Source organism: Affinirhizobium straminoryzae (genome assembly GCF_007004135.1).
GTDB lineage: Bacteria > Pseudomonadota > Alphaproteobacteria > Rhizobiales > Rhizobiaceae > Neorhizobium > Neorhizobium straminoryzae.
Map to the genome: position 1 here is coordinate 1 of NZ_VJMG01000104.1, position 12,269 is coordinate 12,269.

10 protein-coding genes are annotated in these 12,269 nt (G+C 63.0%); 8 read left to right on the forward strand and 2 right to left on the reverse strand.

The window, feature by feature from the left end:
* The 6 genes from FNA46_RS26310 to FNA46_RS24865 form a co-directional block, all read left to right on the forward strand.
* On the forward strand, nucleotides 1-284 hold a 284-nt coding region (locus FNA46_RS26310; RefSeq protein ID WP_210245917.1), incomplete at its 5' end, for a hypothetical protein.
* 180 nt (nucleotides 285-464) lie between these two features.
* On the forward strand, nucleotides 465-1,409 hold the full coding sequence (locus tag FNA46_RS24845; protein WP_143127925.1) for a phosphoribosylaminoimidazolesuccinocarboxamide synthase: 945 nt from the start codon (nucleotides 465-467) through the stop codon (nucleotides 1,407-1,409).
* Nucleotides 1,410-1,431: 22 nt separating this feature from the next.
* Nucleotides 1,432-2,037 carry a TetR/AcrR family transcriptional regulator gene (locus FNA46_RS24850; protein ID WP_185969993.1) on the forward strand — a complete coding sequence of 202 codons (606 nt, stop codon included), beginning with the start codon at nucleotides 1,432-1,434 and terminating at the stop codon, nucleotides 2,035-2,037.
* Between the two features lie 154 nt (nucleotides 2,038-2,191).
* Nucleotides 2,192-3,400, forward strand: coding sequence for an efflux RND transporter periplasmic adaptor subunit (locus FNA46_RS24855; protein WP_143127927.1), 1,209 nt, complete (start codon nucleotides 2,192-2,194; stop codon nucleotides 3,398-3,400).
* A 44-nt stretch (nucleotides 3,401-3,444) separates the two neighbouring features.
* A complete protein-coding gene (locus tag FNA46_RS24860) occupies nucleotides 3,445-6,549 on the forward strand; it encodes an efflux RND transporter permease subunit (RefSeq protein WP_143127928.1) in 3,105 nt (1,034 codons plus the stop codon).
* Nucleotides 6,550-6,662: 113 nt separating this feature from the next.
* Nucleotides 6,663-8,102 carry an efflux transporter outer membrane subunit gene (locus FNA46_RS24865; protein WP_143127929.1) on the forward strand — a complete coding sequence of 480 codons (1,440 nt, stop codon included), beginning with the start codon at nucleotides 6,663-6,665 and terminating at the stop codon, nucleotides 8,100-8,102.
* A 129-nt stretch (nucleotides 8,103-8,231) separates the two neighbouring features.
* Here FNA46_RS24865 and efp read toward each other — a convergent pair whose 3' ends face one another.
* The gene (efp, locus tag FNA46_RS24870) at nucleotides 8,232-8,801 is read right to left on the reverse strand and encodes an elongation factor P (RefSeq protein ID WP_143127930.1); all 570 of its coding nucleotides are present in this window, start codon (nucleotides 8,799-8,801) and stop codon (nucleotides 8,232-8,234) included.
* Between the two features lie 179 nt (nucleotides 8,802-8,980).
* Between efp and epmA the strand changes: the two genes are divergently transcribed.
* Together epmA and FNA46_RS24880 are read left to right on the forward strand one after the other, a co-directional pair.
* The gene (gene epmA / locus FNA46_RS24875) at nucleotides 8,981-10,045 is read left to right on the forward strand and encodes an EF-P lysine aminoacylase EpmA (RefSeq protein ID WP_143127931.1); all 1,065 of its coding nucleotides are present in this window, start codon (nucleotides 8,981-8,983) and stop codon (nucleotides 10,043-10,045) included.
* Complete coding sequence (locus FNA46_RS24880) at nucleotides 10,042-11,100, forward strand: lysine-2,3-aminomutase-like protein (protein WP_143127932.1); 1,059 nt, start codon at nucleotides 10,042-10,044, stop codon at nucleotides 11,098-11,100. The genes epmA and FNA46_RS24880 overlap by 4 nt, the downstream gene beginning before the upstream one ends.
* Before the next feature lie 83 nt (nucleotides 11,101-11,183).
* On the opposite strand, the gene FNA46_RS24885 is transcribed toward FNA46_RS24880, so the two are convergent.
* Nucleotides 11,184-12,059 (reverse strand): D-alanyl-D-alanine carboxypeptidase family protein, encoded by an 876-nt coding sequence (locus tag FNA46_RS24885; protein WP_143127933.1) that lies wholly within the window; start codon nucleotides 12,057-12,059, stop codon nucleotides 11,184-11,186.
* Nucleotides 12,060-12,269: the final 210 nt, after the last annotated feature.

Genomic DNA, 12,269 nt, shown 5'->3' on the forward strand with positions numbered 1-12,269 from the left:
ATATTCAATTGTCAAAAAACAGACCACAAAAGCAGTCAATAAACCACCGAGCCAAAACCGAAACCCCGGCTCACATCAACCATTCAGCCAATGTCGTGATCACAAAACCCGGCAAACCCAGCAGCAAAACCGCTAACCCGCCAGAACAAGAGACACCGTCGCCAGCAGCGCCGCCGCCCTCGTTGATGAACCGGCTTATACGAGCCACTCGGACGTCGGTCAACTGCCTCTTTCATAAAAAAACGGAAAAAGTAACAAACCATTGGAATTTAACGGATTTATGAAGGGCTTCAATTTCGACAGCCAACATTGCCGAAATTTACAGCAGCCAAAGCCTGTTTTCCGGGCACACTGGCAATCTCTTGCAAGGACTAGCGTCTTGTCCCCGCGGGAGCGGACATGCGATAGAAAAGGACAGATCCCATCCGGCCCGCTGCGGCCCGCTTCAAGGAAAGTCTTCAACCGTGCACCTTCTTGCAGAAGCCTCGATCCCGGAACTCCCCAAGCACTACCGGGGCAAGGTTCGCGACAATTATGATCTTCCCGACGGGCGCCGGATCATCATTGCCAGCGACCGGCTGAGCGCCTTCGACCGGGCGCTCGCCGTCATCCCGGACAAGGGACGGGTCCTGACCCAGACAGCGCGCTACTGGTTCGAACAGACCGCCGATATCTGCCCCAATCACGTTCTCGCCTATCCCGACCCGAATGTCGTGATCGGCAAGCGGCTCGACATCCTGCCCGTCGAGATCGTCGTGCGCGGTTATCTGGCCGGCACAACCGGTACCTCACTGTTGACGCTCTACAAGAAGGGTATCCGCTCGATGTACGGGCTGACGCTTCCGGACGGCCTGCGCGACAACCAGGTGCTGCCCGAACCGGTGATCACGCCGACCAGCAAGGCTTTCGACGGCGGGCATGACGAACCGCTCTCGCCGGGCGACATCGTGAGCAACGGCCTGCTAACGTCGGACCAGTGGGACACGGTCAGCCGTTACGCGCTTGCACTGTTCTCCCGCGGTCAGGCTCTGGCAGCCGAACGAGGCCTGATCCTGGTTGATACGAAATACGAGTTTGGCGTCGACGCGGACGGCACCATCCTTCTCGCGGATGAAATCCATACGCCCGACTCCAGCCGTTACTGGATGGCCGAGAGCTATCCGGCCAAGTTCGGGGCAGGCCAGCGTCCGGAAAGCTTCGACAAGGATTTCGTGCGCAGCTGGGTGGCGGAACGCTGCGATCCCTACAGGGACGCGATTCCGGAAATCCCCGCCGACCTGATCGCGCAGACAGCGACCGTCTATCGCCATGCCTATGCCTGCATCACCGGCGAGGTGCTCGAGCCGATCGCGCCCGGGACGGACATTCTGGCGCGCGTGCGCAAAAACCTGGCTCCGTTCTTCACCTGAGACCCTGACGGGAAGCGCCGCCATGGCACGACGACCGAGACGCAAGGCCGAAGATACAAGAGCTGAAATTCTCGCGACGGCGGAGCGCCTGTTTCGCGAAAACGGGGTTGCCGGAAGCTCGGTTGCCCATATCGCCCAGGCCTTGTCCATGTCGCCCGCCAATGTGTTCAAGCATTTCCATTCGAAAGCAGCGCTGACGGATGCGATCTGCGACAGCAAGATCGATGTGATGATTGCAAGACTTCAGGCGCTGGAGGTGGACGCCGCGGCGCCGGAGCGTCTGGGCATCATCGCCCACCGCCTGATGGAGGCGCATCTCGCCTTCCTGCACGATACGCCCTACATCCTCGAAATGCTCTATTTGCTCTCCAAGTCGGACCTGAAGAGCGGCATGCGCTACAAGATGATGCTGGAAGACCTGTTTTTCGATATCATCAGGCATGGCATGGACAGCAGCATTTACCACAGTACGGACCCGCAGCGTGCCGCATGTGCGGCGGCCTCCGCTTTCGCCTCTGTTCTGCACCCGATCTTCCTTGCCAATGCGCCCGAAGAGGAATTGACGCATCGCTGTGATGACCTGATCTGGCTTGTGAACGCTGCGCTGCAAAATCCGCTTGTGAAGTGACGGTTTCTCGATTACGTCACCATTGGTGCAAAACAACCCTGCCACGCGCCGGCGGGTCGATTTGTATCTTGCCGCCGTAACCCGACGACTGCACACTGCATGGCATTTTCGCGCGCGCGCGCCCCGCGCCATGCTCCCAGAATGGATGCCCCTGATGACACTACGTCGACTCGCCGTACCTCTGATCCTCTCGCTTGCGCTGGCCAGCTGCAGCGACCAGGGAAAATCCGCCGGTGGCGCGGGCGCAGCCGGGGCAGGTGGCCAGCAGCGGCCGCCTGCCAAGGTCAGCGTCGTCACGTTGAAGCAAGGCGAACGGCCGCTGACGCGGGTGCTTCCGGGACGGGCCGTCGCTTTCCGCACCGCCGATATCCGTCCGCGCGTCAACGGCATGATCGAGGAGATCGCCTTCAAGGAAGGCAGCGAGGTCAAGGCCGGCGACATTCTTTACAAGATCGACGACGAGACCTACGCGGCCTCGCTGGAAGAGGCCAAGGCGACGCTGGCGAAGGCGGAGGCGAGCGTACCGAGCGCGGAAGCCAACTTCAATCGCTACGAGCGACTGGTCAACAGTGGCGCGACGCAGATCGAATACGAAAACGCCCGCGTCTCCCTGCTGCAGGCGCGCGCCGACGTGGCGCAGGCCAAGGCGGCATTGCAGACCGCACAGATCAATGTCGGCTATACCGCAATCCGCGCGCCCTTCGATGGTGTCACCACCATTTCCAATGTCAGCATCGGCAACATTGTCACGGCCAACCAGACGACGGCGCTGACGACGCTACGCCAGCTCGACCCCGTTTATGTGGACCTGACCGATTCGGCGGCCCACCTTCTGGAACTGCGTGCAGCGATCGCGGCCGGCCGGCTGAAGGGCAACCCGACCCAGGCCGACATCACGCTGGCGCTTGAGGATGGCACGCGCTATCCGCGCACCGGCAAGCTCGACATGTCGGAACTCGCCGTCAGCGAAACCACCGGCACCTACCAGATCCGCGCCGTCTTCGACAATCCGGACAATCTCATCCTGCCCGGCATGTATGTCCGCGCCACCGTGATCGTCGGCTATGAAAACGGCTTCCTCATTCCGCAGCGCGCCGCAACCCGCAATCCGAGCGGCAGCCTGACCGCCATGTTCGTCACCAAGGACAACAAGGTGGAAAGCCGTACCTTCGACAACAGCCAGCTCTCCGGCAACAACTGGCTGGTAACGTCGGGCGTCAACGACGGAGACCGGCTGATCGTCGACGGGCTGCAGAAGATCGCGCCCGGTGCACCCGTCGAACCGGTCGAGGCCACGGTCAACGATCAGGGCTTCGTGGTGGAGGCACAGGCACCCGCCCAGGCTCCGGCGGCAAAACCTTGAAACGCAGGCATGGACGCGCACAGGCAGGCGTGAAGGGCTGATCAATGGCACATTTCTTTATCAACCGGCCGATCTTTGCATGGGTGATCGCGATCATCATCATGCTGGGTGGCGCTCTCGCGATCACGACATTATCGATCGCGCAGTATCCCGAAATCGCGCCGACCACGGTGCGCATCTCTGCGACCTATAATGGCGCGAGCGCCGAGACGGTGGAAAAATCGGTGACGACCATCATCGAGGACGCCATGACCGGCCTCGATGACCTCACCTACATGACCTCCTCGTCGAGTACCGGCTCGTCCAGCGTCACGCTGACCTTCGGCAATTCCATTCTGCCGGACATTGCCCAGGTTCAGGTGCAGAACAAGCTGCAACTCGTGCAGTCGCAGCTGCCGGACGTGGTGCAGACCGCGGGGATCACCGTCACGCGCTCCACCTCGAGCATCCTGCTCGTCGGCGCGCTGGTGTCGACCGATGCCAAGCGCACGCCCGTCGAGCTGGGCGACATCTTCTCCACCCAGATCGAGGACCAGATCAAGCGTCTGGAAGGTGTTGGCAGCATTCAGGTGTTCGGCACCGGCTATGCCATGCGCATCTGGCTCGACCCCTACAAGCTCAACAAGTTCCAGCTGACGCCGAACGACATCACAACGGCGATCCAGGCGCAGAATACCCAGGTCTCCGTCGGTTCGATCGGCGCCCAGCCGGTGGTCGAGGGCCAGCAGATCAATGTGACGGTGACCGCGCAGAGCCAGCTTCAGACCGTCTCCCAGTTCGAGGCGATCATCCTGAAGACGGAAACAGGCGGCGCGACCGTGCGTCTCAGCGACGTGGCTCGCATCGAGATCGGTCAGGAAAGCTACTCCACGAACACCCGCTCGAACCGCAATCCGGCTACCGGCTTCGCCGTGAATCTGGCGACAGGGGCCAATGCGCTCGACACCGCAGACCGCGTGAAGACAGCGCTCAACAGCATTGCACCGTCCCTGCCGAAAAATGTCGTCATCACCTATCCCTATGACACGACGCCCTTCGTCCAGCTGTCGATCGAGAAGGTGGTGCATACGCTGATCGAGGCGATCATCCTCGTCTTCGTCGTGCTGCTGGTTTTCCTGCAGAATCTGCGGGCGACCTTCATCCCGATGATCGCGGTGCCCGTGGTCCTGCTCGGAACCTTCGGCATCCTGGCGCTGACAGGCTATTCGATCAATACGCTCACCATGTTCGCCATGGTTCTTGCCATCGGCCTTCTGGTGGATGACGCGATCGTCGTGGTCGAGAACGTGGAACGCATCATGTCGGAGGAAGGGCTGTCACCAAAGGAAGCCACCGAGAAGTCGATGGGCGAGATCACTGGCGCCATTGTCGGCATCGCGCTGGTGCTGACGGCAGTCTTCATTCCCATGGCTTTCTTCGGCGGCTCGACCGGCATCATCTATCGCCAGTTCTCGGTCACCATCGTCTCGGCCATGCTGCTCTCGGCACTGGTCGCCATCGTACTGACGCCGGCGCTGTGCGCCACCATGCTGAAGCCGATCAACCATCACGGCGAGAAGCGTGGTCTGGCCGGCTGGTTCAACCGCAATTTCGACCGCACCACCGGCGGTTACGTGGCAACGATCGGCTATCTGCTGAAACGCCCGCTTCGGGTGATGGTGATGTTCGCCATCGTGGTCGGCGGCTGCGCCTGGTTCTTCGCCAAGCTTCCCAGCGCCTTCCTGCCGCAGGAAGACCAGGGCGTGCTGATGACCATCGTCCAGCTGCCGAACGGCGCCACTGCGGCGCGCACGCAGGAGGTCATCAAGAAGATCGAGGACTACTATCTCGACAAGGAGAAGGATGCGATTCGCGACGTCTTCTCCGTTTCGGGCTTCTCCTTCACCGGCTCCGGCCAGAATTATGCAATGGTCTTCGCCAAGCTGAAGGACTTCGACCAGCGCACCGATCCGAAACTGGCGGCCTCGGCCGTGGTCGGACGGGCAATGGGCTATTTCTTCACGATCCGCGATGCCATGGTCTTCCCGCTGCAGCCGCCGGCCATTCCAGGTCTCGGCAATTCCAGCGGTTTCTCCATGTATCTGGTCGACAGCGGCAAGAACGGAACCGAGGCTCTGACACGTGCCTCGCAGCAGCTGATCCAGCAGGGCAATGCGAACCCGAATGTCAGCTCGCTGCGCTCCAACAGCCCGCCGGCCGAAACACAGCTGAAGTTCCTGCTGGACCAGGAAAAGATGGGGGCCATGGGCCTCGACATCGCCTCGGTCAATTCCATGCTGTCGACCATCTTCGCCGGGCGCGACGTCAACGATTTCACGCTGAACGGCGAACTGAAGCCGGTCTATGTGCAGGGTGATGCACCCTATCGCATGAAGCCGGATGCGATCGACAACTGGTATGCCCGCAACGGCAGCGGCGAAATGGTGCCCTTCTCCTCCTTCATCAAGACGCAATGGGTGAGCGGGGCTCCGACACTGGCACGCTTCAATGGCGTCAGCGCCATCTCCCTGGATGGTTCGGCCGGAGCAGGCGTCAGTTCAGGCACGGCCATGGACACCATGGAACAGCTGACCAGGCAGATGGATGGCGGCTATACTGTTGCCTGGCAGGGTATTTCCTACCAGGAACGCCTGTCCGGTTCGCAGGCGCCGCTACTCTATGCGCTGTCGGTTCTCGTGGTCTTTCTCTGCCTGGCGGCGCTTTACGAAAGCTGGTCGATCCCGTTCTCGGTCATCATGGCGGTGCCCGTCGGCGTGCTGGGCGCACTGGTGGCGGCCACCTGGTTCGGACAGTCCAACGACGTCTACTTCAAGGTCGGCCTTCTCACGACCATCGGCCTGGCAGCCAAGAACGCAATCCTGATCGTGGAATTCGCCAAGGACCGGCAGGCGACAGGCACGGGGCTGGTGGAGGCAACGCTGGAAGCGGCACGCCTGCGCCTGCGCCCGATCATCATGACCTCGCTCGCCTTCATCCTCGGCGTCGTACCGCTCGCGATTGCGACGGGGGCTGGCTCGGCCGCCCAGAACTCGATCGGCATCGGTGTGCTCGGGGGTATGCTTTCTGCAACACTGCTGGGAATTTTCTTCGTTCCCTCGTTTTTTGTGGTGGTGAGAAAGCTGTCTGCGGGTAGAAAAACGACGCATTAACGATTTGTATACGGGATGCTCCATCCCGCTCATATCACGCGGGGCGCCCTTACGGCGGGGCGCCTCATAAAAGAGTATCGGTGAATGAATTCATCGTCCAACAGGGTACAGTCATGACCTCCATTCGCGTAGCAGCTCCCCTCGTCATGCTTCTGCTGTCCGGCTGCGTCCTCGGACCAGACCACAAGGCGCCCGAAATTTCGCTTCCGCAGAAGTTCGCCGAGGGCGGCGCCAAGAGCAATGGCGACGTATCGACCGATGCCTGGTGGACGGCTTTCAGCGATCGGCGCCTGAACGGTCTGATGAAGCAGGGCCTGGATCAGAACATCGACATCAAGACGGCCATGGAGCGCATCAACCAGGCGCAGGCCAATGTCGTCACCGCCGGTGCAGGCGCACTTCCCGACCTGACGCTCGCCTCCTCTGCCTCCCGCAGCGGCGCCGAAGGCCTGGGCAAGACGCCTGATTCGTCGGTCAGCACCAAGGTCTCCGGCGGCCTGGACGTCTCCTGGCTGCTCGACGTGTTCGGCCGCTACAAGCGCAACAAGGAAAGCGCGCTCGCCTCGCTCGACGTGGCCTATGCCAATGTCGACACGGCACGCCTGTCGCTGCTCTCCTCCGTCGCGGCGGCCTATATCGATGCCCGCTACTATCAGGAGCGCATCCAGATCGCTCAGCAGAACCTCAAGTCCCGTCGCGAGACGCTGGACCTGACGCGCCTGCAGCTGGAAGCCGGCGCCGCCTCGCGTCTGGACGTCGTGCAGGCCGAAGGTCTGGTCAACTCCACAATCGCCGACATTCCGGGCCTCGAAACCAATTATCGCAAGTCGGCCCACCGCATCGCGACGCTGCTCGCGCTGCCGGCCTCTTCGCTGGTTTCGGATCTCCAGAAGGGCGCCGGCCAGCCGGTGGCCCGCTTCAACCCGAAGTCCGGCGTTCCGGCCGACCTCATCCGCAACCGTCCGGACATTCGCGCCGCCGAGCGTCAGCTCGCCGCAGCCGTGGCCAATATCGGCGTTGCAGAAGCCCAGCTCTATCCGAGCATCAGCCTCGGCGGCTCGATCACGCCGTCCTATACCAACCCCACTGGCGGCTCGATCACCCGCAACGTCACCTGGTCCTTCGGCCCCAGCCTGAACCTGCCGATCTTCGACGGCGGACAGCTGCGCGCCAACCTGAGCTCGGCCGAATCCAAGGCGCGCGAAGACTATCTGAGCTGGAAGCAGACGGTACTCAGTGCCGTGGAAGAGGTGGAAAACGCACTGGCAGCCGTAACCCGCGACAGCCGCACCGTGTCCGCCCTGCGCGATACGGTCCGCTCCTACCAGGAAGCACTGGAGCTTTCGACTGCAAGCTATCGTGACGGCGCCTCCTCGCTGCTCGACGTGCTCGACGCCCAGCGCTCGGTTTCCAGTGCCCAGGCGAACCTTGCTGCCGCCATCCAGCAGCAGGCCCAGGATTATGTGACCCTGAGCGTGGCAATCGGCGGCGGCTACAACTGGGGCAAGGGTCCGACGGTTCTTGCCGCGGCAGCCACCAAGCGTCCCCAGTAACGCCCGGTGCGATTGACGACCAAAATAAAGCCCCGGATCCTGCAGGATCCGGGGCTTTTTCATGAATAGAACCAGTGGCCGAGAGAGGAAATGGAGGATGCCGTTGCATCCTCCAGACTGGGCCGAAACTCAGTCCTTGGCACGCTCGACGTAGGAATTGTCTTCGGTGGCAATGACAACACGGGTGCCGGCATCGATATGCGGCGGTACCATGGTGCGCAGGCCGTTCGACAGGATCGCCGGCTTGTAGGAGGACGAAGCCGTCTGGCCCTTTACGACCGGCTCGGTCTCGACGATTTCAAGCGTCACGTGGCGCGGCAGTTCGAGCGCCAGCGGCACGCCCTCATGAATCGACAGGATGCAGGTCATGCCTTCCTGCAGATAGGCCTTCTGCTCGCCCATGGTCTCCTCGCTGACGACGACCTGGTCATAGGTTTCCGGGTTCATGAAGTGGAAGCCTTCGCCGTCTTCGTAGAGGTACTGGAAGTTGACGTCTTCCACGAAAGCGCGCTCGACCTGTTCCGTCGTGCGCCAGCGCTCCGACACCTTCACACCGTCAACGATGCGGCGCATGTCGACCTGGGTGACCGGCGTGCCCTTGCCCGGGTGGAAGTTCTGGGCCGTCAGCACGACATAGAGCTTGCCGTCGACTTCGAGAACATTGCCCTTGCGGACGGAGGAGGCGATAATCTTGACCATGGGGTTTCCTTGTGACTGCCTTGGCTTGTCAGTTCCGTGAATGCGTCGTAGAGGACCAGCCGTGGGCCAGCCTGAAGGACGCCTGATCTTTATTCCCGGGCGACCTACCGCAAATTGGCGAAAAGTGGAAGCCTTCGCACGTCAAGGCTCCGAAGAAAGCCCGAAAAGGAACGTTTCCCGTGTCGCACGCCCCCTCATCCTCACGCGCAAGCTGGTGGCGGCCAGACGTGCATGCGGATCGGCGTCCCTTCCTGATCGCCCGCAGCCGCATTCAGGCGGCCTTTCGCACCTTCTTTGCCGAGCGTGATTTTCTCGAGGTGGATACGGCGACCCTGCAGGTCTCGCCCGGCAACGAGGCGCATCTGCATGCCTTCTCCACCACCGCGATGACGACCGACGGCCGCGCCCTGCCGCTTTACCTGCACACCTCGCCGGAATTTGCCTGCAAGAAGCTGCTGGCCGCCGGCGAGAGGCGCATTGCCTGCTTCGCGCATGTCTATCGTAACCGCGAACGCGGGCCGCTGCACCATCCCGAATTCACCATGCTGGAATGGTACCGGGCGGGCGAGGATTACACGCAACTAATGGACGATTGTGCCGCGCTGCTGGCGCTGGCCGCCGACACCGCCGGCACCCGGCAGTTCGCCTATCGCGGCATGACCTGCGATCCCTTCGCCGAACCGGAGCGGCTCAGCGTCGCCGAAGCCTTCCAGCGCCTTGCCGGCATCGATCTTCTGGCCTCGGTGGAGCCGGACGGAACGACGGACCGCAACCACTTGGCCGACCAGCTGACCAGGGCCGGCATCCGCCATGCGCCGGACGACACCTGGACCGACCTCTATTCCCGCGTGCTGGTGGAAAAGGTCGAGCCCGGTCTCGGCCAGGACCGCGCCACGATCCTCGACCGCTACCCGATCTGCGAGGCGGCGCTGGCGCGCCCTGCCGCGGACGATCCCCGTGTCGCCGAGCGTTTCGAGCTTTACGCCTGCGGCGTGGAACTCGCCAATGCCTTCGGCGAACTGACCGACCCCGTCGAACAGCGCGCCCGGTTTACGGCGGAAATGGCAGAAAAGCAGCGCGTCTACGGCGAGACCTATCCGCTGGACGAGGATTTTCTGGCAGCGCTCGCGCTGATGCCGCAGGCCAGCGGCATCGCGCTCGGCTTCGACCGGCTGGTGATGCTGGCAGCCGGCGCCACCCGCATCGACCAGGTGATGTGGACGCCTGTGGCGGAGTGGGAATGACCGCACCGCGCGCCCTCAAGACCCCGCAGGATCTCGCCGATGCCGGCCTGCTGCCCGCAGAGCAGCTGGCGGAGGCGCAGGCGGTTGCAGCGCGCTACGCGATTGCCGTGACGCCCGCGATCGCCGGCCTGATCGACCCCGCCGATCCCGCCGATCCGCTGTCCCGGCAGTTCCTGCCCGATATCCGCGAGTTGACGGTGACGCCGGAGGAGAGGGCCGATCCGATCGGTGACGGCGCGCATTCGCCGGTGAAGGGCGTGGTGCACCGCTATCCGGACCGCGTGTTGCTGAAGGCCGTGCATGTCTGCCCGGTCTACTGTCGCTTCTGCTTCCGCCGCGAGATGGTCGGACCGACCGGCGACGGCACGCTGTCGGCAACGGAGCTTGCCGCAGCCCTCGCTTATATCCGCAGCCGCCCGGAGATCTGGGAGGTGATTCTCACCGGCGGCGATCCGCTGGTCCTGTCGCCGCGGCGTCTCGCCGAGATGCTCGGCGGCCTTCGCGACATCGCGCATGTGAAGATCGTACGCTTTCACAGCCGCGTGCCGGTGGTCGATCCGCAGGCCATCAATCCGGCCCTGATCGCAGCGCTGAAGGCAGCCGGCAAGGCCGTCTATGTGGCGCTGCATGCCAACCACCCGCGGGAGATGACGCAGGCAGCCCGCGCCGCCTGCGCCCGCCTCGTCGATGCCGGCATCGTCATGATCAGCCAGACCGTGCTGCTGAAAGGCGTCAACGACGATCCGGCTGTGCTGGGCGACCTGATGCGCGCCTTCGTCGAAACCCGCATCAAGCCCTATTACCTGCACCACCCGGATCTCGCCCCCGGCACCGGTCATTTCCGCCTTGAAATTGCCGAGGGCCAGCGGATCGTCGCGGCGCTGCGCGGCAACCTCTCCGGCCTCTGCCAGCCGACCTATGTGCTGGACATTCCCGGCGGCTACGGCAAGGCGCCGCTCGGCCCCTCCGCCGTGCGCGCCGCCGGCGAGGGCTGCTATGCCGTCAGCGACTATCGGGGCGAAGAGCATGCCTATCCACCGCAGGGTCCTGCCTGATCGATCAAGAAGATGGCCACACCTCTTGTGCGACAGACGATGACCAAGCGGGTCAGAGGCCCGCAGCGAAGCCAACCCGACGCTCAATAAAGCCCGACGGCGCCGCCAATGGTGGGAGAAGATGCGGCCTGGGCAGCGGCGGGGTTTTGCAGATACTGGCGGAAGAGGTTCACCATCTGCTGGTCGCGCGCCTTGTCGGTGGGATAGCCCAGCACGACGCCGATATAACGCCGGCCGCCGGCCATCACCGATGTCACGACATTGTAGCCGGAGGCGCTGGTATAGCCGGTCTTGATGCCGTCGACGCCGGGATAGAGGTCCAGCATGTAGTTGTGGCCGGTGAGCGGCTTGCCACGAAAATTCGTGGTCCTGGTGGCAAACAGCGGGAACTGGCGGGGAAAATGCTGCATCAGGGCAAGCCCCAGCACCGCCATGTCGCGCGCGGTGGTGAACTGGCCATCCGCGGTGAGGCCCGTTGCGGTGCGAAACGTGGTTTTCGTCATGGAGAGCTGGCGGGCCTTGGCCGTCATCATATCGGCAAAGCGGTCTTCTGTGCCGCCGAGACGTTCTGCAAGCGCAATCGCCGCATCATTGGCCGAAATCACGATGATGCCGTTGACCGCCTCGCGCACGCTGACGGTGCCACCCGGCGCAACACCGAGCTTGTAGGGCACGGTTCCGGCGGCATGGGCGGATATCGGGATCTGCTCGTCCCAGGAGAGCCTGCCCTTACCGAGAGCCTCGAAGGTTAGATAGAGCGTCATCATCTTGGTGAGCGAGGCCGGCCGGATCGGCTGATCGGCGTTGTCGGCCGTCAGGATCGCCCCGGTCGAAGCATTGACGACGAGGCTTGCCTGGGCGGCATAACCCGGCCGCGATGCGCCAAGGGCGAGCGTGAGCCCAAGGCCAAGGACAAGTGCCGGCAGCAGCCGTGCCGGCATGCGCATGAAGGGCTGCATGCAGTTCTCCCGGATGTCTGGATCCGCCCGGCACCGCAGCAGCAGCCGGACGGCCCGATCTCCATCTCTGCCATCATCCCGTCGGACAAGACAGCTACCGACACATAGCGCAGTTTTGCCTGCGGTGGGGAGGAAGACGAGCGCCGTCGATCACAAAGCGGCGTGCGCCGCCTCCTTCGGCAGGCGTGCTCGCCGCTTTGTGATCGACGG